Source organism: Caballeronia cordobensis (assembly GCF_001544575.2).
In the GTDB taxonomy this organism is placed as follows: Bacteria; Pseudomonadota; Gammaproteobacteria; order Burkholderiales; family Burkholderiaceae; genus Caballeronia; species Caballeronia cordobensis.
On record NZ_FCNY02000003.1, the window covers coordinates 455,879 to 480,608 of the forward strand.

The 24,730-nt window shown below is 63.9% G+C and carries 23 protein-coding genes; 7 read left to right on the plus strand and 16 right to left on the minus strand.

Annotated elements, in window-relative coordinates; genetic code table 11:
* Nucleotides 1-7: 7 nt before the first annotated feature.
* From AWB70_RS08515 to AWB70_RS08525, 3 genes are read right to left on the minus strand one after another with little or no spacing between them, the layout of a single operon-like run.
* Nucleotides 8-952 (minus strand): electron transfer flavoprotein subunit alpha/FixB family protein, encoded by a 945-nt coding sequence (locus tag AWB70_RS08515; RefSeq protein ID WP_053571383.1) that lies wholly within the window; start codon nucleotides 950-952, stop codon nucleotides 8-10.
* A gap of 18 nt (nucleotides 953-970) precedes the next feature.
* Nucleotides 971-1,720 carry an electron transfer flavoprotein subunit beta/FixA family protein gene (locus AWB70_RS08520; RefSeq protein WP_053572081.1) on the minus strand — a complete coding sequence of 250 codons (750 nt, stop codon included), beginning with the start codon at nucleotides 1,718-1,720 and terminating at the stop codon, nucleotides 971-973.
* 21 nt (nucleotides 1,721-1,741) lie between these two features.
* A complete protein-coding gene (locus AWB70_RS08525) occupies nucleotides 1,742-2,914 on the minus strand; it encodes an acyl-CoA dehydrogenase family protein (RefSeq protein WP_014252382.1) in 1,173 nt (390 codons plus the stop codon).
* A 111-nt stretch (nucleotides 2,915-3,025) separates the two neighbouring features.
* On the opposite strand from AWB70_RS08525, the gene AWB70_RS08530 reads away from it, so the two are divergent.
* A complete protein-coding gene (locus tag AWB70_RS08530) occupies nucleotides 3,026-3,955 on the plus strand; it encodes a LysR substrate-binding domain-containing protein (RefSeq protein ID WP_053571384.1) in 930 nt (309 codons plus the stop codon).
* 40 nt (nucleotides 3,956-3,995) lie between these two features.
* On the opposite strand, the gene AWB70_RS08535 is transcribed toward AWB70_RS08530, so the two are convergent.
* Genes AWB70_RS08535 through AWB70_RS08560 form a run of 6 tightly spaced genes read right to left on the minus strand, consistent with a single transcriptional unit; the run spans nucleotide 3,996 to nucleotide 9,746 of the window.
* The gene (locus tag AWB70_RS08535) at nucleotides 3,996-4,682 is read right to left on the minus strand and encodes a nitroreductase family protein (RefSeq protein WP_053571385.1); all 687 of its coding nucleotides are present in this window, start codon (nucleotides 4,680-4,682) and stop codon (nucleotides 3,996-3,998) included.
* 46 nt (nucleotides 4,683-4,728) lie between these two features.
* Entirely contained in the window at nucleotides 4,729-5,895 is a 1,167-nt protein-coding gene (locus AWB70_RS08540; RefSeq protein WP_053571386.1) for a CaiB/BaiF CoA transferase family protein, read from the minus strand.
* A 2-nt stretch (nucleotides 5,896-5,897) separates the two neighbouring features.
* Entirely contained in the window at nucleotides 5,898-7,136 is a 1,239-nt protein-coding gene (locus AWB70_RS08545; protein ID WP_053571387.1) for a CaiB/BaiF CoA transferase family protein, read from the minus strand.
* Between the two features lie 37 nt (nucleotides 7,137-7,173).
* A complete protein-coding gene (locus tag AWB70_RS08550) occupies nucleotides 7,174-8,340 on the minus strand; it encodes an acyl-CoA dehydrogenase family protein (RefSeq protein ID WP_053571388.1) in 1,167 nt (388 codons plus the stop codon).
* A 27-nt stretch (nucleotides 8,341-8,367) separates the two neighbouring features.
* Nucleotides 8,368-8,829, minus strand: a complete 462-nt coding sequence (locus AWB70_RS08555) for a MaoC family dehydratase (RefSeq protein ID WP_053571389.1) — start codon at nucleotides 8,827-8,829, stop codon at nucleotides 8,368-8,370.
* A 29-nt stretch (nucleotides 8,830-8,858) separates the two neighbouring features.
* Nucleotides 8,859-9,746 (minus strand): HpcH/HpaI aldolase/citrate lyase family protein, encoded by an 888-nt coding sequence (locus AWB70_RS08560; RefSeq protein WP_053571390.1) that lies wholly within the window; start codon nucleotides 9,744-9,746, stop codon nucleotides 8,859-8,861.
* Nucleotides 9,747-10,083: 337 nt separating this feature from the next.
* Between AWB70_RS08560 and AWB70_RS08565 the strand changes: the two genes are divergently transcribed.
* The gene (locus AWB70_RS08565) at nucleotides 10,084-11,472 is read left to right on the plus strand and encodes a spinster family MFS transporter (protein WP_235024170.1); all 1,389 of its coding nucleotides are present in this window, start codon (nucleotides 10,084-10,086) and stop codon (nucleotides 11,470-11,472) included.
* Nucleotides 11,473-11,512: 40 nt separating this feature from the next.
* On the opposite strand, the gene AWB70_RS08570 is transcribed toward AWB70_RS08565, so the two are convergent.
* Nucleotides 11,513-12,118 carry a TetR/AcrR family transcriptional regulator gene (locus AWB70_RS08570; protein ID WP_087086251.1) on the minus strand — a complete coding sequence of 202 codons (606 nt, stop codon included), beginning with the start codon at nucleotides 12,116-12,118 and terminating at the stop codon, nucleotides 11,513-11,515.
* A 283-nt stretch (nucleotides 12,119-12,401) separates the two neighbouring features.
* Between AWB70_RS08570 and AWB70_RS08575 the strand changes: the two genes are divergently transcribed.
* On the plus strand, nucleotides 12,402-13,295 hold the full coding sequence (locus AWB70_RS08575) for an alpha/beta fold hydrolase (RefSeq protein ID WP_053571392.1): 894 nt from the start codon (nucleotides 12,402-12,404) through the stop codon (nucleotides 13,293-13,295).
* A 20-nt stretch (nucleotides 13,296-13,315) separates the two neighbouring features.
* On the opposite strand, the gene AWB70_RS08580 is transcribed toward AWB70_RS08575, so the two are convergent.
* Nucleotides 13,316-13,729, minus strand: coding sequence for a YybH family protein (locus tag AWB70_RS08580; protein ID WP_053571393.1), 414 nt, complete (start codon nucleotides 13,727-13,729; stop codon nucleotides 13,316-13,318).
* A gap of 64 nt (nucleotides 13,730-13,793) precedes the next feature.
* Nucleotides 13,794-14,015 (minus strand): hypothetical protein, encoded by a 222-nt coding sequence (locus tag AWB70_RS38965; RefSeq protein ID WP_167351013.1) that lies wholly within the window; start codon nucleotides 14,013-14,015, stop codon nucleotides 13,794-13,796.
* 33 nt (nucleotides 14,016-14,048) lie between these two features.
* Between AWB70_RS38965 and AWB70_RS08585 the strand changes: the two genes are divergently transcribed.
* A complete protein-coding gene (locus AWB70_RS08585; protein WP_167351024.1) occupies nucleotides 14,049-14,873 on the plus strand; it encodes an alpha/beta fold hydrolase in 825 nt (274 codons plus the stop codon).
* A gap of 31 nt (nucleotides 14,874-14,904) precedes the next feature.
* Here the strand turns inward: AWB70_RS08585 and AWB70_RS08590 are convergent, their stop codons facing one another.
* From AWB70_RS08590 to AWB70_RS08600, 3 genes are all read right to left on the minus strand, one after another.
* A complete protein-coding gene (locus AWB70_RS08590; protein WP_235024174.1) occupies nucleotides 14,905-16,182 on the minus strand; it encodes an MFS transporter in 1,278 nt (425 codons plus the stop codon).
* A 324-nt stretch (nucleotides 16,183-16,506) separates the two neighbouring features.
* The gene (locus AWB70_RS08595) at nucleotides 16,507-17,433 is read right to left on the minus strand and encodes a LysR family transcriptional regulator (protein WP_053571395.1); all 927 of its coding nucleotides are present in this window, start codon (nucleotides 17,431-17,433) and stop codon (nucleotides 16,507-16,509) included.
* 71 nt (nucleotides 17,434-17,504) lie between these two features.
* Complete coding sequence (locus AWB70_RS08600; protein ID WP_053571396.1) at nucleotides 17,505-18,758, minus strand: CaiB/BaiF CoA transferase family protein; 1,254 nt, start codon at nucleotides 18,756-18,758, stop codon at nucleotides 17,505-17,507.
* 246 nt (nucleotides 18,759-19,004) lie between these two features.
* Between AWB70_RS08600 and AWB70_RS08605 the strand changes: the two genes are divergently transcribed.
* Complete coding sequence (locus AWB70_RS08605; RefSeq protein ID WP_053571397.1) at nucleotides 19,005-19,805, plus strand: SDR family NAD(P)-dependent oxidoreductase; 801 nt, start codon at nucleotides 19,005-19,007, stop codon at nucleotides 19,803-19,805.
* Between the two features lie 67 nt (nucleotides 19,806-19,872).
* On the opposite strand, the gene AWB70_RS08610 is transcribed toward AWB70_RS08605, so the two are convergent.
* Nucleotides 19,873-20,088, minus strand: coding sequence for a hypothetical protein (locus tag AWB70_RS08610; RefSeq protein ID WP_053571398.1), 216 nt, complete (start codon nucleotides 20,086-20,088; stop codon nucleotides 19,873-19,875).
* Nucleotides 20,089-20,375: 287 nt separating this feature from the next.
* On the opposite strand from AWB70_RS08610, the gene ptsP reads away from it, so the two are divergent.
* Both ptsP and ptsG read left to right on the plus strand, forming a co-directional pair.
* On the plus strand, nucleotides 20,376-22,907 hold the full coding sequence (gene ptsP, locus AWB70_RS08615) for a phosphoenolpyruvate--protein phosphotransferase (RefSeq protein WP_053571399.1): 2,532 nt from the start codon (nucleotides 20,376-20,378) through the stop codon (nucleotides 22,905-22,907).
* 24 nt (nucleotides 22,908-22,931) lie between these two features.
* Nucleotides 22,932-24,713, plus strand: coding sequence for a PTS glucose transporter subunit IIBC (ptsG, locus tag AWB70_RS08620; RefSeq protein ID WP_053571400.1), 1,782 nt, complete (start codon nucleotides 22,932-22,934; stop codon nucleotides 24,711-24,713).
* Nucleotides 24,714-24,730 lie beyond the last annotated feature (17 nt).

Below are 24,730 nucleotides of genomic sequence, written 5' to 3' on the forward strand. Positions count from 1 at the left end.
TGATGCATCACAAGGTCTGGGCAAGCTCGGGCACGGCCTGGAACAGGTCGGCTTCGAGACCGTAGTCGGCCACGCTGAAGATCGGCGCCTCGGGGTCCTTGTTGATCGCCACGATCACCTTCGAGTCCTTCATGCCGGCCAGATGCTGGATCGCCCCCGAGATGCCGACCGCGACGTACAGTTGCGGCGCGACGATCTTGCCCGTCTGACCGACCTGATAGTCGTTCGGTACGTAGCCAGCATCGACCGCGGCACGCGAGGCGCCGAGCGCCGCGTTCAGCTTGTCCGCCAGCGGCTCCAGCACCTTCGTGTAGTTTTCGCCGCTGCCAAGGCCACGGCCGCCCGAGACGATGATCGCCGCGCCCGTCAGTTCCGGACGGTCCAGCTTCGTCACTTCGCGGCTGACGAACTGCGAGAGGCCGCTGTCCGCCGCCGCTTCCACCTTCTCGATAGAAGCGCCGCCGCCTTCGGCCGCCACCGCATCGAAACCGGTGGTCCGTACCGTGATCACCTTGACGGGGTCACCCGACTGCACCGTTGCAATCGCATTGCCCGCGTAGACCGGACGTTCGAAAGTGTCCGGCGATGCCACGGCCGTGATGTCCGAGATTTGCGCCACATCCAGCTTCGCCGCGATACGAGGCGCCACGTTCTTGCCCGCCGCCGTGGCCGGCGCGAGGATATGCGAGTAGTTCGACGCAGCATTCCGCACGAGCGCCAGGACCGTCGCCTCGACGTTTTCAGCGAGGCCCGCTGCGAGCTGCGGCGCATCGGCCAGCAGCACCTTCGCCACGCCCGCGATCCGCGCCGCGGCGTCGGCCGCTCCCTGCGCGTCGTGTCCCGCGATCAGCACATGCACGTCGCCGCCGATCTTCTGCGCGGCGGCCACGGTGTTCAGGGTGGCGGCCTTGACGGTCGCATTGTCGTGTTCAGCAATAACCAGAATCGTCATGTCCGTAATCTCCCCCGATCAGATAACCTTGGCTTCCGTTTTCAACTTCTCGACCAGCGCTTTCACGTCCGGCACTTTCACGCCCGCGCTGCGCTTCGGGGGCTCGGCGACCTTCAGGGTTTTCAGGCGCGGCGCGACATCGACGCCGAGGTCCGCGGGCTTGACCGTCTCCAGCGGCTTCTTCTTGGCCTTCATGATGCTCGGCAGCGTGACGTAGCGCGGCTCGTTCAGGCGCAGATCGGTCGTGATCACGGCAGGCAGCGTGAGCGACAGCGTTTCCGCACCGCCGTCCACTTCGCGGGCCACCGTGGCCTTGCCCTCACTGATCGCGACTTTCGACGCAAATGTCGCCTGCGGCAGATTGGCCAGCGCCGCGAGCATCTGGCCGGTCTGATTCGAATCATCGTCGATGGCCTGCTTGCCCAGGATGATCAATTGCGGCTGCTCCTTGTCCACGAGTGCCTTGAGCACCTTCGCCACGCCGAGCGGTTCGACGCCGTCGCCCGCCTCGACGAGAATCGCGCGATCCGCGCCGATGGCCAGCGCCGTGCGCAGCGTCTCCTGCGCCTGCGCCACACCGACCGACACCGCGACGACTTCGGTCGCCACGCCCGCCTCTTTCAGACGCACGGCTTCCTCGACGGCGATTTCGTCGAACGGATTCATGCTCATTTTGACGTTGGCAAGGTCCACGCCCGTGCCGTCGCTCCTGACCCGGACCTTGACGTTGAAGTCCACCACACGCTTGACCGGTACGAAAATCTTCATGATGCGCAATCCTTCATTCGATCAGTAGGAACGGGGCAGTTGCAGCACGTGCTCGGCCACGTGTCCGAGAATCATGTTGGTGGAAATGGGCGCGACCTGATACAGGCGCGTTTCGCGGAACTTGCGCTCGACGTCGTATTCGCACGCAAAGCCAAAGCCGCCATGTGTCTGCAGGCAGGCGTTGGCCGCTTCCCAGCTGGCCTTGGCCGCCAGATACTTGGCCATGTTGGCCTCCACGCCCGCATTCTGGCGGGCATCGATTTTTTCGCAGGCGCGCCAGCGCATCAGATTGGCGGCCTCCAGTTCGATGTACGACTCGGCCAGCGGGAACTGAATGCCCTGGTTTTGCCCGATCGGGCGGCCGAATACCTTGCGCTCGCTGGCATAGTCGCGCGCCTTCTCCAGGAACCAGTAACCATCGCCGATGCACTCGGCGGCGATCAGCGTGCGCTCGGCGTTGAGGCCGTCGAAGATCACCTTCAGCCCCTTGCCCTCGGTGCCCAGCAGCGCGTCCTCGGGCAGTTCCAGGTTGTCGAAGAAGAGTTCGTTGGTCTCATGATTGACCATGTTGAGAATGGGCCGCACCGTGAGGCCATTGCCGATAGCCTTGCTCAGCTCGACGATGAAACACGAGAGTCCGTCGCTCTTCTTCTGCACCTGGTCGATCGGCGTGGTGCGCGCGAGCAGGATCAGCAGGTCGCTGTGCTGCACGCGCGAGATCCAGACTTTCTGGCCGTTGATGACCCAGCGCCCGTCACGCTTCACGGCCGTGGTCTTGAGCTTCGTGGTGTCGCTGCCCGTGGTGGGCTCGGTGACGCCCATCGATTGCACGCGCAACTCGCCCGCGGCGATGCGCGGCAGATAGCGCTGCTTCTGCGCCTCGGTGCCGCTGAACACGATGGTGTTCATCACGTACATCTGTCCGTGGCAGGCACCGGAGTTGCCGCCCGAGCGATTGATCTCTTCCATGATGACCGAGGCTTCGGCCATCGAGAGACCCGGGCCGTCATAGTCCTGCGGAATCAGTGCCGCCAGCCAGCCGGCTTTGGTGAGCGCGTTGACGAACTCTTCGGGATAGCCGCGCGCCTCGTCGATCTTGCGGTGGTACTCGGCCGGGAACTGATTGCACAGATCGCGCACGGCATCGCGAATTTCCTGGTACGGGCCGGGGGCAGAAAAAATGGAGGCGCTCATGAATCAGGTCCGGTAAGTGACTTGGGTTGCACCATCATAAGTTTTGATGGATATTTGAAAAAATAGAATTTCCTGATCGATTCATCATTTTTCGGTATCGAGCTATTCGCCATGGACCTCAAGCAACTGCGCGCCTTCGTCACCGTGGCCGAAACGGGGAACGTCACGCGCGCTTCCAGTCTCCTGAATCTCGTGCAGCCCGCCGTGTCGCGCCAGTTGCGGCTGCTGGAGGAAGACATGGGCACGGAGCTGTTCGACCGTAGCCGCCACGGCATGCAGCTCACGGCTTCAGGGAAGACCATGCTCGAATACGCGCGCCGTATCCTCAATGAAGTGGCGCGCGCCAAGGCCGAGATTCAGCCGACCGAAGGGCCGGTCTCGGGCATCGTGAGCATCGGTCTGCTGGCGAGCACATCGGATCTTCTCGCCACCATGCTGGCGGGCGAGGTCGCGCGGCGCTATCCGCATATCCGCCTGCGCCTGACCATCGGGTACGCGGGGCACTTGCAGGACTGGCTCGAAGCCGGCGATATCGATGCCGCTCTCCTCTATGGGCAGAAGGAAACGCCCGCGCTGCATGTGAAGGCCTTGCTGGAGGAAAGCCTGTGGGTGGTGGCTGCACCGTCCGCGCAGCTCTCGCGCAAGCGGCCGATGGCGCTGTCGCGCGTGGCGCGGGAGTCGTTCATCCTGCCCGCCGCGCCACAGGGTCTGCGCGCGGTGATCGAACACGCCGCGGCCGAAGCCGGCGTGACGCTGCGCGTGTTTGCCGAAACCAATGCGCTGAGCGTGCAGAAAGAGCTCGTTGCGCAAGGTCACGGATGGACGATTCTTCCCGCCGTCGGGGTCACGGACGAAGTGGAGCGAGGCCTGCTGTCTGCGGCTCCGTTGGCATCGCCTGGGCTCAAGCGCACGATCGTGCTCGCCGCGCCCAGCAGCCGGCAGGCCACGGCGCCCGTGCGCTGCGTCGTCGGGGCGCTGCTGGACTGCGTCAGGACCACATTCGACGATGGCCGCTGGCCCGACGCACGCTGGCTCGGTTAAACCGGGGCGATGTCAAACCGTTCTCGCCCGCTGGCTTCGCTCAGGCGAAGCGCGCCAGATCGTCCACGCCCGCACGCGTGGTGCGGAAGCGGTTCACGGGGTGCTCCGGCTCCGCATAGCCGAACGAGATGCCGCAAATCATGTGCTGCGTATCGGGAATCCCGAAGTAGCCGCGCACGAAATGCGCGTGACGGGCCAGCGCCCCTTGCGGCGTGGTGGCCACGCCATGCGCGTAGGCCGCCAGCAGGAACGAGGAGATGAAACCGCCGGCGTCCACGAGCGCATACGGTCCGAGCTCGGCCGGCGCCGTGACGATCGCCACGTGCGGCGCATCGAACATGCGGTAATTGCGGAATGCCTGCTCGGCGCTGCGCTCATTGTCTTTCGGACCGATACCCAGCGACGAATACAGTGCAATCCCCGCACCGCGCCGGCGATCGCCATAAATGCCCCGGTAGCCGGGCGGAAACGGCAGATCGGACTCGGGTTCCGGCTGGCTCTGAGCGCGCTGCATCAGCGCATTGCGAAAGCGCTCCGTGCTCTCCGGCGTTTCCGTGATGACCAGTTGCCACGGCTGCACGTTGCACCACGACGCCGAGCGGCTCGCCATGCTAACGATACTGCGGATCAGCCCGGCGTCCAGCGCCTTGTTCTGATAGGCGCGACAGGTGGAACGACCGGTCGTCAGGCGATCGAGCGCGGAGAGATCGAAAGTATGCGATGTCATATGAGTAGAGTCCTTGCCACTGCCGTCCGGCCAACCTGCCGGCCGATCAGATGAACGCACCTCGCGCGAGCCAGGCCTGAACGCGCGCCTCGGGCAGCCAGTCCCGCAGCGCGGCAATGGCGTTGTCGGTGGTCGATTCAGCCGGCGCGTCCGGCCGCGCCGCGGGCGTTCGCGAAAACCGCGGGCCGGGCGCCGGATGCGTGACGCCGTCAATGTCGATCAACGTGCCGCGCGCCTTGATGTGCGGATGGTCCGGCGCTTCGTCGAAATCGAGCACGGGGGCGAAACATACGTCCGATTCACCGAGCAGTTGCGTCCATTCATCGCGCGTGCGTTGCCTGAATCGGGCGGCCAGCACCTGTTTCGCCTCCGGCCACTGCGCACGGTCCATCTGCTTTTGCAGCACCGGATGGTCCTGCAACCCGAGCTTTTCGAGCAACAGTCGATAGAACTTGCTCTCGATAGGGCCCACGCTCACATATCTGCCATCGGCGCACTCATACACCTCGTAGAAGTGCGCGCCGGTGTCGAGCAGATTGGTGCCGCGCGCCTTGCCGAGCATGCCCGCCGCATGCAGGCCCATCGTCACGGTCATGATGGAGGCCACACCGTCCACCATGGCCGCGTCCACCACCTGACCCTTGCCCGAGCCGCGTGCTTCCAGAACGCCCGCCAGCAGTCCGAAGGCCAGATACAGCGAGCCGCCCGCGTAGTCGCCCAGTACGTTCAGCGGCGGCGTGGGCGCCTGCCCCGCCCGGCCCATGGCATGCAAGGCACCGGTGATGGCGATGTAGTTCAGATCGTGCCCGGCCACCTGTGACAACGGACCGTCTTGCCCCCAGCCCGTGACGCGCCCATACACCAGCCGCGGGTTGCGCGCGAGACATACGTCGGGACCCAGGCCCAGCCGCTCCATCACGCCGGGACGAAAGCCCTCGATGAGCGCGTCGGCGTCTGCAACGAGTTCCATCACCATCTCGACGGCGTCAGCGTCCTTCAGATCGACGCGGATGGACTTGCGGTTGCGCAGCCCCAGGTCGAACTGCAGCGGACGCGGCGCGCCCAGACCCGAAGGTTCCTTGCGATCCACCCGGATGACGGTCGCGCCCAGGTCGGCCAGAAACATCGCGGCCAGCGGCCCCGGACCGATGCCCGCTATCTCGACGACCTTGACGCCGGCGAGCGGGCCGCGACGCGAAGAGGCTGCGGACATGTTCAGATCACTCCTTCGTCGCGCAGTCGTTGCAGCCGCTCGTCCGGCAGCTTGAGCAGCCCGCGATAGATCTCGTCGTTGGATGCGCCGAGTTCCTGCGCCGGCTGGTCGAACTGCGCGGGCGTCTTCGAAAACCTGATCGGCAGACCCATGCCCATGGCATCGACTTCCGCGAGACCGGGGTGCTCCAGCTTCACCACCGCGCCGCGCTCCTGCAAGACCGGATCCTTCAGCACATCGAGCGGCGAGCGCACCGCAGCCGCGGGCACGCCGCGCTTCTCCTGCAATTCCCGAATGACTTCCGCCGTGCTGCGCTGCGTGGTCCACGCCTCGATCATCGCGTTGAGTTCGGCCGCGTGCTTCATGCGCGGACCCCGCGTGGCATAGCGCGGGTCCGCGGCCAACTCGGGCCTGCCCAGCGCTTCCATGAGGTTGCGGAACCAGTCGGGCTGGAAGGCGACCATCGCCACGTGGCCATCGAGCGTGCCGTACACGCCGAACGGCACGAGGCGATCATGGAAATTACCCGAGCGCTTGGGATAGCCATGTCCGACGAATACGTCGAAATGCTCCTCCGCCACCATCGACGACAGGCAGTCGAGCATCGACACCTGAACGCGTTGCCCCACGCCTGTCTTCCCGCGATGAATCAGCGCGGCGAGAACGCCGTTGACCGCGTAGAGCGGCGCGACCAGGTCGGCAATCGGCAGACCCCAGCGCGTGGGCGGGCCATCGGCGACGCCGGTCACATCCATGATGCCGGACAACGCCTGGACGATGATGTCCATGCCCTTGAGATTGGGGTAAGGGCTGGGTTCGCCAAAGGCCTTGATCGACGCATAGATGATCTTCGGGTTGGCCTTTGCCACGCTGTCGTAGTCGACGCCCAGCCGCGCCATGACGCCCTCGCTGGCGTTCTCGATGACCACGTCGGATTCCTTGGCCAACTCCATGAACAACGCGCGCCCCTGAGCGGATTTCAGATCGAGCGTGATGCTCTTCTTGTTGCGCGCGCGGTTCAGGATAGTCAGCGACACCTCGTCTTCGCGCCTCACGCCGAAGTGGACGCCCTCCTTGCCGACATACGGCGGGTTGTTGCGCGCGATATCGCCGCCGCCCGGCGACTCGATGCGGATGACTTCCGCACCCAGCCCGCCCAGCAGCAAGGAACCATAGGGCCCGGCGAGCGCCACGGTGAGATCGAGAACGCGAATACCTTCCAACGGTCTTGTAGCGGACATGCTTGTCTCCTGAACCTCCTGCGCCGGCCTGCCGTGCTCAATACGACTTCGGCAAGCCAAGCTTACGCTCTGCGATGTTCGACAGAATGAGCTGCGGCGTGACGGGTGCGATGTAACCGATCCACGCTTCCCGCATGAAGCGCTCCACGTGATACTCCTTCGCATAGCCGAAGCCGCCATGCGTGAGAATCGATGTCTGGCAGGCGTTCATGCACGCCTCGGACGCCAGCAGCTTGGCGGCGTTGGCTTCGGAGCCGCAGGAGAGTCCCTTGTCGTAGAGATCCGCGGCGGCGAACATCATATGGTTCGCGGCTTCGAGTTCGGCCCAGTTGCGCGCCAGCGGATGCTGCACGCCCTGATTCTTGCCGATCGGACGGCCGAACACCACGCGCTCCTTCGCGTATTGCGTCGCCAGCTTGAGCACGGCGCGGCCGATGCCGATCTGCTCGGCGGCGACCAGCACCCGCTCGGCGTTCATGCCGTGAAAGATGTAGCTCAGTCCCTTGCCTTCCTCGCCGATCAGCGAATCGCTGGAAACCGGCAAGTTGTCGATGAAGAGTTCGTTCGTATCGACGGCGGCACGCCCGAGCTTGTCGATCTCGCGAATCTCGACATAGTCGCGGTCGAGCTTCGTGTAGAACAGGCTCAAGCCCTCGCTGTGCTTCTTCACCTCCTCGATCGGCGTGGTGCGCGCAAGGATCAGCATATGATCGGCCACCTGCGCGGTCGAGATGAACACCTTTTTGCCCGACAGCAGGAAGCTTCCGTCGGCCTGCTTCTTCGCGACCACCTTCAGCTTGGTGGTATCGAGGCCCGTGTCCGGCTCGGTCACCGCGAAACACGCCTTGTGCTCGCCACGAGCAAAAGGCGGAAGCCACGCCTTCTTCTGCGCCTCGGTGCCGAAGTGCACGACCGGCTGCAGGCCAAAGATATTCATGTGGATGGTTGAAGCCGCCGCCTGCCCGCCGCACTCGGCGACCGCGCGCATGAACAGCGCCGCCTCCGTTACACCGAGATTCGCGCCGCCCACGTCTTCGGGCATGCAGATGCCGAGCCAGCCGCCGCTGGCGACGGCCTCGAAGAACTCATGCGGGAACTCGTGTTTCCTGTCCTTATTGCGCCAGTATTCGAGCGGAAAGTCGGTGCAGATCTTTTCGGCTGCATCGACAATGGCAAGCTGATCGGGGGTGAGTTGATAGTCCATGGCGTCAAGTCTTCCTGCAGATATGAATCACGCTTCGTTGGCCGGTTGCAGCATCATCAGCCCCGTGCGCACGGCGGTGCAAACGATCTCGTCGCGCTGGTTCCTGGCGACGTGCCTGAAGGTGACGATGCCCGAGTCCTTCCGGCTCTTCGACAGACGCGTCTCGACGATCTCCGTCTCGACGCGCACGGTATCGCCATGGAACGTGGGCTTCGGAAAGGCGATTTCACCGAATCCCAGGTTCCCCAGCGTGGTGCCCAGCGTGGTTTCGTACACGGTGATGCCCGCCACCAGCGCCAGCAGGAACATGCTGTTCACGAGCCGCTGGCCGTAGATGGAGTTTTTGCTGTATTCCGCGTCGATATGCAGCGGCGCGCAGTTGTAGGTCATGGCCGAGAACAGGATATTGTCCGTCTCGGTGACGGTGCGGCGGATGGCATGCTCGATCACCATGCCGGGTTTGAACGCTTCGAAATAAAGGCCTGCCATTTTCTCTTCCCTTGTGTGCTGATGGGCGATCAACTGTTGAACGACTGAGCGAACTCGATGATTTCTCGCGCCGTCTTGGCGTGCGCAATATCGATGTGTTCGCCGTCGTAGATGCATGAGGCACGGCCCTCGTTCTGCGCTTTGTCCAGCGCGTCGATCATCCCCTTGTAGAAGGCCAACTCTTCGGCGTCCGGACTGTATGTCCGGTTGACGATCTCGACGTTGGACGGATGCAGCACGAGCTCGCCACTCATGCCCAGTTGCCGGTCATTGGCCGATGACGCCTCAAGCCCTTCCAGATCGTGCACCTGTTGCCAGACACCGCCTATCGGCAGCTTGCCTGCGGCCCGCGCCGCCATGACGATTCGCGACTTCAGGTACTGGGTTTCGCGGCCGCCTGGCGACCAGACGGTCTTGAGCGCGCGCGCAACGTCGGCGTTCTTGGCCGTCGCGCCCACGATGGCGGGCACGCGCTCGTGCTGGGCAATCTCGTAGGCAAGCTGCAAGGAGCGAGCGGTCTCCAGCAGCGGAATCACTCTGGTATGACCTACCGGGACGCCCGCGCGGTACTCGGCCTCGGCCAGCATCGAAGAGACAGTGTGGATGTCTTCAGGACCGCAAGGTTTGGAGATCACGATGCCCTCGATCACGGGGCTCACGACCGCCAGGATGTCGTCGAAGTCGTACAGATGAGCGCTGCGGTTGATGCGCACCCAGATGCGCTGCTTCTGATCGGCCAGCCACGCAAGCCTGGATCTGACGATTTCACGCGCTTCGGCTTTCTGTGCGGGCGGCACGCTGTCCTCCAGATCGAGGATCAATGCATCGGCCCCGGAATGGATCGACTTCTCGATCCAGGTCGGCTTGTTGCCCGGCACAAAGAGAAAGGAGCGTATGGGTTTCATCTGCGTCGTCATGAGTGTCTGAGCCTGTTGATGACTTCATCGAACCGACGTTAGGCTATTACCTAACAACTGGTAGTTAGTTTGAAGCGAGAAGGAAAAACTGTCATCGGGGGTTTACACCTAAGTTCTAAACGTGCGCGTGTTTCCTTCGCAAGCCTGCACGTGCTCGCGCATGTATCGATCCACATCGCTCATGGATAACACTCATGGAACAACCTCCAGACACGACACAAACTACCAAACATTAGGTAGTTTACTCGGGTCCGTTGCTGCATCTCGCATGAAGGCGACGGGCACGCAGATTCGATCATTTTGGAATGAACCTACTGGAGAAGAAATGAGAGACGCCATGAACGATATGCCGTCCGACGGCGCCGGCACGAGCGCGCACGCACGGACACGGCCGTCCCGGGATCGGGTAGCCCATGACAGCGGGCGAGCCTGGTACATCCTGTCGATACTCACGCTCGCGTATTCCCTGGCTTACATCGATCGCCAGATCCTCAACTTGCTGGTCGAGCCGATCAAGCATTCGCTAGCCATCTCCGACACGCAACTCAGCCTCGTCCAGGGTTTCGCCTTCATTGCCGCGTACCTGGCGGCCTCGCCGTTGTTCGGCCGTCTGGTCGATGTCACCAACCGGCGCAATCTTCTTCTGGTTTCCATCTGCCTGTGGTGCACCTTCACCGCACTGTGCGGCAAGGCCGACACGTATCAGGAACTCTTCCTCGCGCGTCTCGGCGTCGGCGCCAGCGAAGCATGCGTATTTCCTCTCGCGCTCTCGATGATTGCCGATTGCTTCTCGGCCTCGCGCATTCCTCGCGCGATGAGCATCTTCATTCTCGGCCCCATGCTCGGCGGCGGTCTTTCGCTGGTCGCAGGCGGCTTCGTGATCCAGTTCGCGCGCGCGTTTCACGAGCAGTTCCCCGTCCTTGCGCAGTTTCAGACCTGGCAACTGGCCTTCGTGATCGTCGGGTTGCCGGGGATGCTCTTTGCACTACTGGTCCTGCTCACCGTTCGCGAACCCGTGCGCAGCAGCGTGATGAGCGAACGCGAGGACGAACGGGAGTACACCACGGGCGCCTCCGCCGCCTATCTGTGGCAAAGACGCGGCTTTTATGCGCGGATATTGCTCGGCGTCGGCATGCTCGCGATCGTTGTACTGGGCATGCCCGCGTGGATGCCCACGTATCTGATTCGCACGCATGGATTACCCGCGGCGCTCGTCGGTTTCCGTTTCGGCGCACTGGTGGTGAGCTTCGGCATCGCGGGCGCGCTGACCGGACCGTGGATTGCGCGTCAGCTCGAAAAGCGCGGCTATGAAGATGCGCCGCTGCGCACCGCCGCCATGTCCATGATCCCGATGCTCCTCTGCTGCGCGAGCATTCCGTTCGCGCCGGGCGTGACGGGCGCACTCGCGGCAGCCGCCGGTACCGTCTTCTTCTTCAGCCTGCCCACCGGCTGTATGGGCGCGGCCTTGCAGATCGTCGCCCCGAGCCGCATGCGCGGCACCGTCGGCGCGATCTATTCGTTTGTTGCTCAGTTGATCGGCTTTGGCGCCGGCCCCACGCTGATCGCGCTCCTGACCGATCGCGTGTTCCACGATCCCAAAATGGTCGGGCATTCGATCGCTATCGTGTGCGCAATCGCAGCGGCGCTCGCAGCGTGGCTGCTGCTGAGCGCGCTTCCGCATTATCGTCGCTTGCTGGCGGAAGAGCGGTCGGCGCAGGCGAGTTGAGACAGATACGGCGGCGGCGCGAACGAAGTCGGCCTGCCGTTCAGGATGAAGCGGCCAGCTCCTTCTTGCGGCCGCTGCGCCGCGATTTGGCCGCCGGCTGGACGCCTTCGAAGAACATCGTGATGAACTGATCGGCGATCTTGTCGAGGGAACCCTTCTTCGGATCGAACCACGTCTGAACGGAATTGATGAAGCCGAGAACGGCAATACGGCACAGCGAGACATCGACGTCCTCGCGCAAGAAACCTTCCTTGCGCAGATTGTCGAAGACCGTCGTCCAGACACGCTGATGCCGCTCCCGCCGCTTGATCTGGCGCTCGCGCACTGCGTCGGGCAACTGGCTCAACAGGCGGCCATGCGCCAGCGCGTAGTCGCCGAACTTCAGCAGCGCGCTCATCTGTCCGACGAGCGCCGCCCTGAAGCGATCTTCGGCGTTCGCGTTCGGAGGCAAGGCCTCGAAATGCCCGTTGATATGCTGAAAGATGCTGTCCGCGCCGTGCTCCATCACCACATCGACAAGCTCTTCCTTCGACGAAAAGTGATAGTAGATACTCGCAGCCTCGATATTCGCCTGCTCCGCGATGGACCGCATGGTCGTGGCCGAATACCCTTGCGTCGCAAACAAGCGCGCTGCCAGCCGAAGCAGAACCTCCCGGGTATCTGCGCTAGGATTTACGTTTCTCTTTCGCACGTCTGTCTCTGCTCTTCGATGTCCTGGTTTCGCGGCCGTCCGGGCGCGCGCTGCACAATCTAATGTTTGTTTGAAAGATTACCGCATTTGGTCGGCGCGAGCTAGCGCGTTCATTGTACGGAACCATCGGCGGCTGTGCATTGACACGCCGCCTCGGTTCGGAGAAGTTTCAGTACGGTACGCCGCCGGTTCCACGGCGCCGGCACGCCGTCCTTCACCCTCAATCCGAGGATTCCTGATGAAACGAGCACGCTCCGCGTCCGTCGCACCGAAGCCGCTGCATGCCTGGCCGGGATCCGACGGTGTCCGGTTAGCGGGCGATACGTGGGGCCATCCCGGCGGACCGCCCGTCGTGCTGTTGCACGGCGGCGGGCAGACACGCCACGCATGGGGCGGCACGGGCGAACGGCTCGGCCGTGCCGGCTACTTCGCCATTGCCTACGACGCGCGCGGACACGGCGATTCCGACTGGAGCGCCCACGGCGACTACAGCCTCGATGCGCTCGCCGCGGACCTCGGCTGCGTGCTCGCGGCGCTGGACATACGCCGCCCTGCGCTCATTGGCGCCTCGCTGGGCGGCGCGACGAGTCTCGTGGCGATCGCGGAAAAACAGGTGGAGGCGAGCGCGCTGATTCTCGTCGATATCGTGCCGTACTCCGAACCCGCTGGCGTCAACCGGATTCGCGCCTTCATGACACAGCATCCGGAGGGATTCGGTTCACTCGATGAAGTCGCCGACGCCATCGCCCTCTATCGGCCATCGCAAGCGCGGCGCCGCAATCTCGATGGTCTCGCGAAAAACGTGCGGCTCGGCGACGATGGCCGATACCGCTGGCACTGGGACCCGAAGTTCCTCGCAAGACCGATGGAGCATCGCGCACGCCACGCGCGTCTCGCCGACTCCGCGAGACGCCTCGCGCTGCCGACGCTGCTGGTGCGAGGCGGCAGTTCCGACATCGTGAGCGAAGCCGGCGTGAAGGAGTTCATCGAGCTGTGTCCGCATGCGGCGTACGTGAACATCGCGCAGGCGGGTCACATGGTGGCCGGGGACCGCAACGACCTGTTCGGCGACGCGGCGATGGACTTTCTCGCGCGGCAAGGCGGCGTCGCGGGAACCGCCGCATCGAAGTAAGCGCGCGACGGACGCCGCGTTCAGATGGGGGGCGACGCCGGAGAGGCCGAAAAGTGGTGCTGGCGGATCTTCCATTCACCCCGGTGCCGCGCGATCAGGAGCGTCGTTCGCAGCCGGGAACGCGACTCGCGGCCGTCGCTGAGCATGAACAGAAACTCGCCGAAGCCTTGAGCGAGAAAGCAATCATCCGCGAGCGCAATGAAGTGCTGCTCCACGAGGTCCAGCGTGGCCGATTCGATCACGCCTTCATACGAAGCGAAATAGTCGTGAATCCCGCTCGCGCCGATGGCATGTCCGGGCCGTCCGCCGAAGAACAGCGCGTCCTCCGTGTAAACGGCGGTCAGGGCTTGCGCGTTCCAGTTGCGCGCGGACGCGTTCCACGAAGCCTGGATGACGGCAAGCGCTGAGCGGGCCGCACCGGTGTCTCCCTTCATTGAGTCGTCTCCTGATCAGTTGAGCGAGCAGCTTTTTCTAGCATGACGTGCGCTCATATCCGGGTCAATTGATTCGATCACGCCGTTCCGTATTCTGAAACTGGCGATAAGGCGCTTGCGGACCCACACATAGCCGCAGCCCGCGCATTGGCATCGCTCGCTCAAGCCTCTCACCTGCTTCAGAGTACGGAACGACCTGTTCGTCGTCGTTGACCCGCGCATGCTTTGCCTTGAAATTGGTCATATGGTCAAGAGCAGACAGATGAACATGCAGCTTCCAATTCATGCAAGCACGCGTCCGATAAGCGCTTCCCAACCCATGCACCGGTTGAGAAGTGCGGACGGCGTCCTCCTGGCGGGCGACTCGTGGGGCGACCCCCACGGCATTCCCGTGCTTTTGCTGCATGGCGCGGGACAAACGCGTCACTCATGGAGCCGGACGGGCATGATGCTCGGCCAAGCAGGCTTCTTCGCCGTCTCATTCGATGCCCGCGGTCACGGAGACTCCGGGTGGCCGGTAGACGCAAACTACAGTCAGGCCGCCATGGTGCGCGATCTGGAAAGCATCGTGTCGTCGCTGGGCTTAATGCGTCCCGTGCTCGTCGGCGCTGCGACGGGCGGCGCGACCAGTCTGCTCGCAGTCGGAGAAGGTTATGTGGATGCGCGTGCCCTCGTTCTCGTCAACATCGCGCCGCAGGTGGAACCGGCAGGCGTGGCGCGCATCCAGTCATCGCTGCGGCGCGGGTCCGGTCGCGTCGAAGCGCGCGAAGATGCCGCTCACTCACCGAGTGCGTGCGTGCTGCGGCCGGACGACGAGCATCGTCATCGCCGGCACTGGGACCCGCATTTCGTCGCATGGCCGCGTGACATGGGACGCCGTCGCCGGCGGATGTGCGCGTGCGCGCGCAAGCTGACCTTGCCTACGTTGCTCATGCGCGGTGAACACTCGGACGTCGTCAGCGAAACGGGCGTCGCCGAGTTTCTGAGGCTCTGCCCACATGCCGACTATGTGACCTTGCAGAACGCGGGACACGCAGACGCGTTGGAAGGCAACGACGTATTTGGTGACGAGGCGATGCGATACATCATCAGACATGCGGAAGCTGAACGGCCGCGCACCCGGCGCCTATACGATTGCGCGTGACCGCTGTCTTCCTGCACTCAGGCCGTCCCCGTCACGTGCTTTTTGCTTCCACAAACGCGACTTCGCATGGCGTGGCTTTCGGCATCAGCGTCACAACCACGGCGGCGATCACGGCGGGAATCGCGAAGGCATAGAAGTTCCAGTGATGATCGAGGTTCGAGCCCAGCACCCAGCCGCCGATCATCGGTCCGAGAATCGAGCCGATGCGCCCGAGTCCCTGTGCCGCACCGATCGCGGAACCGCGGCACGATGCGGGAAAGTACGCGCCGATATAACCGTAGCCGAGCGTCACCGAGCCGATTGAACCGATACCCGCACCGAACACCGCGAGCGTGAGCCACGCGTCATCCGGCTTCTGGCTCAGTACGAGGAGCGAGATCGCGCCGATGAGGAAGAACGGCACGAGCACGCGCTTGGGGCCGAACCGGTCGGCGAGCCACGAACCTGTCAGGTTGCCCAATACGGCGCCGCACTGCATCACCAGCAGAAACTGCAGCGACGACCCCAGCGCATAGCCCGATTTGCGCATCAACTGGGGCAGCCACGCGTTGAGGCCGTAGACGACGAGTTGCCCGCAGAAGCACATCAGCGCGAACAGCAGCAGCGCCGAGCGGAATTCGGGCGATGTCAGCAGCCGATATCCCCGCGCGCCAGCAGCCGCGACGCGCGTTTGGCGATGTTGCTCTTCATCGCGCGCGAGTTCATCGAGATCGATCGCGTAGCGTGCCGCGAGTTCACGTGCTTCTTCCGAGCGGCCACGGCCGAGCAGATAGCTCACCGATTCGGGCAGGTAGAACCACATAACCGGCACGATCAGCACGTACAGCGCGCCGAAGCCGTACAGCGGGCGCCAGCCTTGACTTTGGAGCATCGCGATGGCGAGCAGCGCGCACAGCACGCCGCCGACCGGATAGCCGGTGAGAGCGACCGCGCTGTAGAGCTGACGACGGCTGCGCGGCGCGTATTCGATGACGAGCGCCACCGACGACGGCACCACCGCACCGAGCCCGATCCCGGTGAAGAAGCGCGCAATGCCGAGCGTCTGCGGCGAATGGGCGATCGCGCAGAGCAGCGATCCGAGCGAGAACCACAATACGCCCGCGATAATCAGCTTGCGCCGTCCGATACGGTCGGCCATCGGTCCCGCGCAAATCAGGCCGACCATCAGACCGGCGAGCGTCCAGCTGCCGATCATCCCTGCGCTCGCGGGGCTCAGATTCCAGCCGGGTTCTTCCAGCAAGCGCGGAATGGTCGCACCGTAGACGATGAGATCGTAGCCGTCGACGGCGATCGTCAGGAAGCACAGCATGACCACGAACAGACTGCTTCGTGTTGGTGATGAAGAAGGGTTCACATCGTCTCCTGTCTGTATATTTGGATGCCTGATGGCGGGCGTTTCGAATGAGCCGTTCGATCCAGGCAGGTGAAATGAACCGTCCTGGTGACGACGCTTGAATCGCCGCTTCGATGTTCCCGAATTCCGCTACGGCCTGTCGATTCGAATGACGCGAATCGTCGATTCAAATCATTGCAATTGCCGGGCTGGGATGGCGCGCCTAGAGTGCTTTTAGATCAGGCGATGACAGCCGCGTCGTCGAAGCGCGACGCTCGGCGCGGCTCCAAGACTAATCGCTCACTCGCCGGCTGAAGCCGTGAGTTGCGTGATGAGCGCCCGCGTCGCAGGCGTGATCGACGCGCCGCGCTTCGTGCCGATGCACAGTTGCCGTTTCGCCCACGGTTCGTCCAGCGCAACGATCGCCAGTGCGGCGAGTTCTTCCTTCGGCAGCATGCTCTCCGGCTGAATCGTGACGCCGAGCCCCGCCTTGACGAGACTGCGCGCCGCTTCGATCGTCGTCACCGTGTACTTCAGGCGCAGGTCCCGGCCAAGCGCGGCGGCCGCCTGCCGCAATTGCGTCATCATCGACGTGGTCGGCGAGATGCCGATCAGGTCTTCGTCGAGCAGATCGGGCGCGGTCACGCTTGCGCGTTCGGCGAGCGGATGTTTGCGCGGCACGATCGCGGCCAGCCGGTCCGTGCGGTATTCGACGATATCGAGCCCTTCGCGGCCAACGTCGTTCGTCGCGTAGAACATCGCGAGATCGGCCTTGCCCGACAGCACCGCGCCGACGACGTTGATGTTGGCATCCTCGTGCAGATCAATCTCCACGAGCGGAAAGTCGCGCCGGAAGTCGGCAATCTCCCGCGCCAGAAAATGAACGATGATCGTGCTCGTCGAACTGATGCCGACCTGCCCGCGCACACCCTCGGTATATTCGGCGATCTCGCGGCGCATGACATCGAAATTGGCGAACATCAGACGCACGTGACGCGCGAGCACTTCGCCCGCGGGAGTCGGCGTCATGCCGCCCGGCATGCGCTCGAACAACGCAATGCCCGCGACTTCTTCGAGGTCCTGGATGCGCCGTGTTGCGGCGGGAGGCGTGATGTTCTCGCGCTGAGCGGCGCGCCGCATCTGCTGCTCCTCGACGACCGAGAGAAACAGGCGCAGCGTGAACAGGTCGACGCGTCGCGTCAGTGTGTGGATGCTCAGTCCGGTCATGGCGGCTCTCCAATGGCTCAGAGCCTATGCCCGCCCTATCCGGTCGTCAATCGGCATGGAACCGGACACACTCAGATCGCGTGCTGCTCACGGAGCGCGCCGATCTGCGCTTCGCTCATGCCGAGCCAGTCGCGCAAGACGTCACGGTTGTGCTCGCCGAGCAGCGGCGGCACATTGCTTTCCGGCTCGGGCACGTCAGACATCTTGATCGGGTTGCCTGCGACGTGAATGTTGCCCCACACGGGATCGTCGAGTTGCATCAGCATGTTGCGCGCGGCGACGTGCGGGCAGTCAAAGAGATCGGCTACGTCGTTGACCGTCGCGCATGGCACGCCGCCCGCGCGAAGCAAGCCCAGCGCTTCATCGCGGTCCTTGCCGTCGAGCCATGCGTCGATATGCGCATTCAGCGCGTTCATGTGCTCCCGCCGGGATGTGCCACTGTCAAAGCACGCATCGCCGACGAGTTCAGGCCGTCCGATGACGTCGCAGAAGCGCTTCCAGATGTGCTCGCCGATCACAGCGATAACGATATAGCCGTCCGCGACACGGTATGCGCCGAACGGTGCGGTGACCGCATGCACGCCCGGCGGTGCGACCTGTTTCGTCGCCGAATACATGGTGACCGAGATTTCGTTGAGAACGAGCGATGCGTCGACCATCGAGATATCGACCTTCTTGCCGCGGCCGCTGCGTGCCCGATGAATCAGAGCCAGCATGATGCCGTGCAGCGCGAGATTGCCGCATTGAATGTCCGCGAGCGAAAAGCCGAGATAGACAGGACGGTCGCCGCTGCGTTCAGGACGATACATGAGGCCGCTCATCGCCTGTCCGACGATATCGAAGGCCGGCAAGTCGCCATACGGACTGGGCTGGATGTCGCCATGACCGAAACCGGAGATGGCGGCGTAAATCAGCTGCGGATTGATGCGACTGAGTTCCGCATAACCGAGGCCGAGGCGATCCATCACGTTCGGCCGCAGGTTTTCCAGCACCACGTCCGCCTCGGCCGCGAGCGACTTGAAAACGCGCTTGCCTTCAGGATGCTTGAGATCGAGCGTGACGCTCTTCTTGTTGCGGTTTGCGCGCAGGAACGACAAGCTGCTCGGCAGTCCGTCGATGCCGGGCTTCGTCGGGCTGGTGCTACGTGCAAAGTCTCCGCCGTCGGGCACTTCGATCTTGACGACTTCGGCGCCGGCATCGGCAAGCCACATCGAGGCGAACGGCGCGGCGATGAAGTTTTCTACGGTCAGAACACGAATGCCCGACAGCGGACGATCAGCTCCTGTCGCTTGCGTAATGCGCTTGGGTTGAACGGCGGCTTCCATGTCTTTCTCCTTCACTTGTCTGTTCTCTGCGATGTGCCTCGAATGCTACTCACGGCAATCTGCTGCGACTATTGACGGTTCGTGAAAGCGGCGTTGCAAACAAACGAACGCCTTCATCAGTCGGCCATTCACGAAACATCAAATACATGTTCGATAAACGGCAATCGCTTTGGACAGAACGCGCCTCTAGGATTTGATTTCGGGTTCGCGCGAGCCGACTTGTTAATCCATCGAAGGCGCAAAGCAATGAGCAATCTGGAAGGAAAGGTGGCCATCGTCACAGGTGGCACGGGCGGCATCGGGAAAGGCGTCGCGTTGCAGCTCGCGGCGGGCAAAGCCACTGTGGTGATCAGCGGGCGGAGCGCAGCAAAAGCCGACGCCGTTCTCGCCGAACTGCGGCAGACCGGTGCCACCGTGGATTTCATCGCAGGCGATGTGCGATCCAAAGAAGATATGACGGCACTGGCCGAAGAGACCGCGCGCAGATACGGCGGCATCGACATCGTCGTGGCGAACGCGGGCGGCAACGACGAGGAGGCACGTTCACCGCAAGTGCGCGGCCCGTTCGCCGAAATCGATCTGGCGCGCGTGGCCGCCGTTGTTGCCGAGAATACGAGCGCGAAGCTCTTTCCGGTTCAGGCGGCGCTGCCCTTCATGCGCCCTCGCGGGGGAGGCAGCGTCATCTTCCTGACCTCTGAAGGCGGCCGCGTGCCGACGCCGGGGCAAACCGCCGTGTCGACGTTCGCGGGCGGACTGATCCGCGCAAGCAAGGTGATTGCCAGAGAACTGGCGCGCGACCGGATACGCGTCAACTGCGTCTGCGTCACGGTCGTACGCGACAGTCCATCCTGGGAGGCCGTGTTCGGCGAGCAGAGCAAGGTGTCCGGGCATCACCGCAAACAGTACGAGAAGATCGTCGCCAGTTGTCCGCTCGGCATCGCGGCGCCGACGGATATCGGCCGCGTGGTGGCGTTCCTCGCTTCCGACGAATCGGCTTATCTCACGGGCGCAACGCTCAGTCCGACCGGGGGATTAACCGTTCACTGAAGCGCATTCAAATGTTGTGATGACAATGCGCGGCGCGCGTGACAGCGCCGCGCGATCTGCGGCCGCCTCACACCCGCGACGTCTCCGCCCATTCCCCCCGCGTCACCGCATGCCCCACCACCAGCCCGAGATCGTAGGCCCGTTCGAGCGCTCGCCCGATGTCCTCGACGCAGCAGATCCGAATCTCCGCGCCCGCCTCGTCGAACGATTCGATACCCAGCTCATCCCGCGCAATCTCCATTAGCGGTTCCCAATAGGCCTCGGTTTTATTGCTGTAGATCATGATTCGCGCTCCGTTTACTTGCGTTTCGTCGAAAACAAGCTTAATAGGACTGCGGCGCGTTCGATGCGACGTATCGACGCGAATCGAGCGTCGTATCTAAAAATTCAACGTTTCAGAAACCGAATCAATTCGCCCGCGTGTTTAAAATCTCGCGCGCGTTTATTCGCGCAGCGAACCACGGATGGGTTGCCTATGATTAGCTCAGGCCTCGTCCAAGTCCTCGTGCGGGTCATCGTCTGGCACTTTCTGGGAATCGACCTCAAACCATCAAGGGACACACAATTCACATGAAAGCTCCTCAGCGTCTGGCACGAATCGACTTGATGGCGCCGCTTTCCGGCGTGATGGTGCCGATCGAAACCGTGCCCGATCCGGTCTTCGCGCAAAAAATGGTCGGCGACGGCGTATCGATCGATCCGACCTCCACCGAACTGCTCTCCCCGCTCGCCGGCAAGATCACGCAGTTGCATCGCGCGGCGCACGCTGTGACGGTGACGGGAGAAAACGGCCTTCAGGTGCTCATCCACATCGGCCTCGACACGGTGATGCTGCGCGGCGAAGGCTTCACGCCGCTCGTCAAGGAAGGCGACACCGTCACCACAGGCCAGCCGCTGATCCGCTTCGATCCGGTCATCGTCGGCGCGCGGGCCGTGAGCCTGCTCACGCAAATGGTCATCGCCAACGGCGAACTCGTCACGCGCTACCTGCCCGCGACCGGTCTCGTCACCGCGGGCCAGGACGTCGCGCTGTCGGTCGAGTTCGTCGGTGGCGCGCCCGAGGAAGCGGGCGCAGCGGCGTCCGGCGCGATCCGCTCCGACGACATCGCCCTGCCGAATCCGCAAGGCCTGCACGCGCGGCCCGCCGCGGTCGTCGCGGCGGAAGCGAAGAAGTACAAGTCCGATATCCGCATCGTGCGCGGCAGCGACATCGCGAACGCGAAATCGGTCGTCGCGTTGATGGCGCTCGCGACGAAGTTCGGCGACACGCTGCGCGTCGAAGCCGCCGGCCCCGACGCGGCCGAGGCCGCCGCCGTGCTTGCCCGCCTGCTCGCGTCGGGTTCCGGCGAAAAACCGGGCGACGCACCCGCCGCCGCCGTGGCCGCGCCGGAAACGGTCATCGCGAAACGCGCCGCGCCCACCGACGCGAACGAGTTCACGGGCGTATCGGCATCGCCGGGACTGGCGGTCGGCAAGATCGTGCAGTTCCGCCAGGAAGTCATCGACGTGGCCGAAGCGGGCGAATCGCCGCAACGCGAGCGCGCCCGGCTCGACGCGGTACGGCACGAGGCGCGCCAGCAGATCGAGGCGCTCAAGGCGAAGCTCACCGATCCGTCGAAAGCGCAGATTCTCGATGCGCATCTCGAACTGCTCGACGACCCCGATCTGAACGATGCCGCCATCGCCGGCATCGGCGACGGCAAGAGCGCGGGTTTCGCGTGGCGCGCCGCGTTCGAGGCGCAGGCGGCCAACCTGGAGCGCCTCGACAACGCGCTCTTGCGCGAGCGCGCCGGCGATATTCGCGATGTGGGCCGCCGCGTGCTCGCGCTGATCGCGGGCGTGAAGCAAGCGCATATCGACGTGCCCGCCGACTCGATCCTCGTCGCCGAAGAACTGTCGCCTTCGGACACCGCCTCGCTCGACCGCAGCAAGGTGCTCGGCTTTTGCACGACGACCGGCGGCGCGACCAGCCACGTGGCGATTCTCGCGCGCTCGCTCGGCATTCCGGCGATCTGCGGCATCGACGAAGACGCGCTGAATCTGTCCGATGGCACGCTCGTCGTGCTCGACGGCTCGACCGGCAGCCTGCGCCGCAATCCGGGCGCGGACGAACTCGCGAAGGCCCGCGAACGCATCGAGCGGCAGGCGAAAAAGCGCGAGGAAGAGAAAGTCGCGGCGAGCAAGACGGCCGTCACGGCAGACGGTCATCGCGTCGAAGTGGCCGCGAATATCCGCAACGCCGAGGAAGCGCGCGACGCCGTTGCGGCGGGCGCGGAAGGCGTGGGGCTGCTGCGTTCCGAGTTCCTCTTCGACAATCGCGACACCGCGCCATCCGAGGACGAACAGGCCGCCGAATACTGCGCGGTTGCACAAGCGCTCGGGCGCGAACGTCCGCTCGTCGTGCGCACGCTCGATGTCGGCGGCGACAAACCGCTCTCGTACCTGCCGCTGCCGAAGGAAGACAACCCGTTCCTCGGCCTGCGCGGCGTGCGCGTGAGCCTCGACCGGCCGGACATGTTCCGGGTGCAGTTGCGCGCGATCCTGCGGGCGGCGTCCATCGGCGATCTGCACATCATGTTTCCGATGGTCGCATCGATCGAGGAAGTCCGCGCAGCCAGAAAGATTCTTCAGGAGGAAGCCGGCGACCGCATGGCGAGCGTGAAAGTCGGCGTGATGATCGAAGTGCCGTCCGCGGCGCTGATCGCCGAGCCGCTCGCGCGCGAAGTCGATTTCTTCTCCATCGGTACCAACGATCTGACGCAGTACGCCCTCGCGATGGACCGCGGACATCCGAAGCTCGCGAAACAGGCCGATGGCCTGCATCCCGCCGTGCTGCGCCTGATCGGCATGACGGTCGATGGCGCGCACAAGCACGGCAAATGGGTCGGCGTGTGCGGCGGCATCGCGTCGGACGCGATGGCGGTGCCCGTGCTCGTCGGTCTCGGCGTCGACGAATTGTCGGTCAGCGTGCCGGCCGTCGGCTCGATCAAGGCGCAGCTCGCGCGCCTCACGATGGACGAAGCCCGCACGCTCGCGGCGCGCGCGATCACGTTGGGCACGGCCGCCGAAGTGCGCGCCCTTCTCGCGCCCTACGCGGAATAAGCGAACTCACAGGAGACCATCAACATGTTCAAGAACGCCTTCGGCGTCGTCCAGAAGGTCGGCAAGTCGCTGATGCTGCCGGTCGCGGTCCTGCCCGTCGCCGGTCTGCTGCTCGGCCTCGGCGCGACCGATTTCCACGGCTACGTGCCCGTCATCATCCTTGATTTGATGAAGAACGCGGGCGACGTGATCTTCGGCAATCTGCCGCTCATTTTCGCGATCGGCGTGGCGCTCGGCTTCACGGAGAACGACGGCGTGTCGGGCATCGCCGCGACCATCGGCTATCTCGTGATGACCGCGACGCTCGGCGTGATCGCCAAGGCGCAAGGCGTCGAGCCCTCGATGATCATGGGCATTCCGTCGATCCAGACCGGCGTGTTCGGCGGCATTCTCGCGGGCGGGCTCGCCGCGTGGATGTTCAACCGCTACTACAAGATCGCGCTGCCGCCCTATCTCGGCTTCTTCGCGGGCAAACGTTTCGTGCCGATCGTGACGGCGATCGGCTCGATCGTGCTCGGCGCGATTCTTTCGGTCGTGTGGCCGCCGATCGGCGGGGCGATCAATGCGTTCTCGCACTGGGCGGCGGTTTCGGACCCGCGCACGGCGGCGACCGTCTACGGTTTCGTCGAACGTCTGCTGATTCCGTTCGGCCTGCACCATATCTGGAACGTGCCATTCTTCTTCGAGGCCGGCAGCTTCCTCGATCCGACGACCGGCAAGGTCGTTCACGGCGACATCAACCGCTTCTTCGCGGGCGATCCCACCGCGGGCATTCTGTCGGGCGCGTTCCTCTTCAAGATGTTCGGCCTGCCCGCCGCCGCCATCGCGATCTGGCATTGCGCGAAGCCGGAAAAGAAAGTCGCGGTCGGCGGCATGATGGTGTCGGCGGCGCTGACGTCGTTTCTCACGGGCATCACCGAGCCGATCGAGTTCGCCTTCCTGTTCGTCGCGCCCGTGCTGTACTTCATTCATGCGTGTCTCGCGGCGTCGGCGCAGTTCGTCGCCAATACGCTGAACATGCACATGGGGTTCACGTTCTCGCAAGGCGCGATCGACTTCCTGATGTTCAATCTGATCGGCAACAAGGCGACGCATGCGTGGTATGTCTTCATCCTCGGGCCGATCTATGCGGGCATCTACTATTGCGTGTTCCGCTTCGTGATCAGCCGCTTCGATCTGAAGACGCCCGGCCGCGAGGACGATACGGTTGCGAGCGCCGCTGTCTCGTCGAGCGGTGAAGGCGGCCGGTCGCGCGATCTCGTGCTCGCGTTCGGCGGACGCTCGAACATCACGAGTCTCGATGCGTGCATCACGCGGCTGCGCATCTCGGTGAAAAATCCGGCGCTCGTCGACGATGCCCGGCTGAAGTCGCTCGGCGCGGCGGGTGTCCTGCGCGTCGGCAACGGCGTGCAGGCGATTTTCGGGCCGCTGTCGGAGAACATGAAAACCGACATGCAGGAGTATCTGAAGACCGCGGGCAGCGACGCGGATCTGCCGGCGGCGGGCGCCGCGGCCGTGACTCCGGACACGGTGACGGCCGCAGCGACGGCAGCGCCTGTGAAAGAAGGCGCGCAGCAGAAGGCGCGCGCCGAGAAGATTCGCGCGGCGCTGGGCGGCGCGGCCAATATCGTGAAGCTCGAACCGCTCGCGGCGACGCGACTGCGCGTCGCGCTCGGCGATGCATCGCGTGTCGATGCCGCCGCCCTCAAAGCCGCCGGCGTACCCGCGACGCAATCGCTTGGCAATGGCGAGATGGATCTGATCGTCGGACTGGAAGCGGAAAATCTGGCGGGCGCGATGAATTGACGATGAGCTGACGATAA

What these genes read in the sequence shown, in the direction of transcription:
- AWB70_RS08515 (WP_053571383.1), bottom strand. Translation starts at nt 952, where the DNA reads ATGACGATTCTGGTTATTGCTGAACACGACAATGCGACCGTCAAGGCC.
- AWB70_RS08520 (WP_053572081.1), bottom strand. Translation starts at nt 1,720, where the DNA reads ATGAAGATTTTCGTACCGGTCAAGCGTGTGGTGGACTTCAACGTCAAG.
- AWB70_RS08525 (WP_014252382.1), bottom strand. Translation starts at nt 2,914, where the DNA reads ATGAGCGCCTCCATTTTTTCTGCCCCCGGCCCGTACCAGGAAATTCGC.
- AWB70_RS08530 (WP_053571384.1), top strand. Translation starts at nt 3,026, where the DNA reads ATGGACCTCAAGCAACTGCGCGCCTTCGTCACCGTGGCCGAAACGGGG.
- AWB70_RS08535 (WP_053571385.1), bottom strand. Translation starts at nt 4,682, where the DNA reads ATGACATCGCATACTTTCGATCTCTCCGCGCTCGATCGCCTGACGACC.
- AWB70_RS08540 (WP_053571386.1), bottom strand. Translation starts at nt 5,895, where the DNA reads ATGTCCGCAGCCTCTTCGCGTCGCGGCCCGCTCGCCGGCGTCAAGGTC.
- AWB70_RS08545 (WP_053571387.1), bottom strand. Translation starts at nt 7,136, where the DNA reads ATGTCCGCTACAAGACCGTTGGAAGGTATTCGCGTTCTCGATCTCACC.
- AWB70_RS08550 (WP_053571388.1), bottom strand. Translation starts at nt 8,340, where the DNA reads ATGGACTATCAACTCACCCCCGATCAGCTTGCCATTGTCGATGCAGCC.
- AWB70_RS08555 (WP_053571389.1), bottom strand. Translation starts at nt 8,829, where the DNA reads ATGGCAGGCCTTTATTTCGAAGCGTTCAAACCCGGCATGGTGATCGAG.
- AWB70_RS08560 (WP_053571390.1), bottom strand. Translation starts at nt 9,746, where the DNA reads ATGACGACGCAGATGAAACCCATACGCTCCTTTCTCTTTGTGCCGGGC.
- AWB70_RS08565 (WP_235024170.1), top strand. Translation starts at nt 10,084, where the DNA reads ATGAACGATATGCCGTCCGACGGCGCCGGCACGAGCGCGCACGCACGG.
- AWB70_RS08575 (WP_053571392.1), top strand. Translation starts at nt 12,402, where the DNA reads ATGAAACGAGCACGCTCCGCGTCCGTCGCACCGAAGCCGCTGCATGCC.
- AWB70_RS08580 (WP_053571393.1), bottom strand. Translation starts at nt 13,729, where the DNA reads ATGAAGGGAGACACCGGTGCGGCCCGCTCAGCGCTTGCCGTCATCCAG.
- AWB70_RS38965 (WP_167351013.1), bottom strand. Translation starts at nt 14,015, where the DNA reads ATGAATTGGAAGCTGCATGTTCATCTGTCTGCTCTTGACCATATGACC.
- AWB70_RS08585 (WP_167351024.1), top strand. Translation starts at nt 14,049, where the DNA reads ATGCACCGGTTGAGAAGTGCGGACGGCGTCCTCCTGGCGGGCGACTCG.
- AWB70_RS08590 (WP_235024174.1), bottom strand. Translation starts at nt 16,182, where the DNA reads ATGCTGTGCTTCCTGACGATCGCCGTCGACGGCTACGATCTCATCGTC.
- AWB70_RS08595 (WP_053571395.1), bottom strand. Translation starts at nt 17,433, where the DNA reads ATGACCGGACTGAGCATCCACACACTGACGCGACGCGTCGACCTGTTC.
- AWB70_RS08600 (WP_053571396.1), bottom strand. Translation starts at nt 18,758, where the DNA reads ATGGAAGCCGCCGTTCAACCCAAGCGCATTACGCAAGCGACAGGAGCT.
- AWB70_RS08605 (WP_053571397.1), top strand. Translation starts at nt 19,005, where the DNA reads ATGAGCAATCTGGAAGGAAAGGTGGCCATCGTCACAGGTGGCACGGGC.
- AWB70_RS08610 (WP_053571398.1), bottom strand. Translation starts at nt 20,088, where the DNA reads ATGATCTACAGCAATAAAACCGAGGCCTATTGGGAACCGCTAATGGAG.
- ptsP (WP_053571399.1), top strand. Translation starts at nt 20,376, where the DNA reads ATGAAAGCTCCTCAGCGTCTGGCACGAATCGACTTGATGGCGCCGCTT.
- ptsG (WP_053571400.1), top strand. Translation starts at nt 22,932, where the DNA reads ATGTTCAAGAACGCCTTCGGCGTCGTCCAGAAGGTCGGCAAGTCGCTG.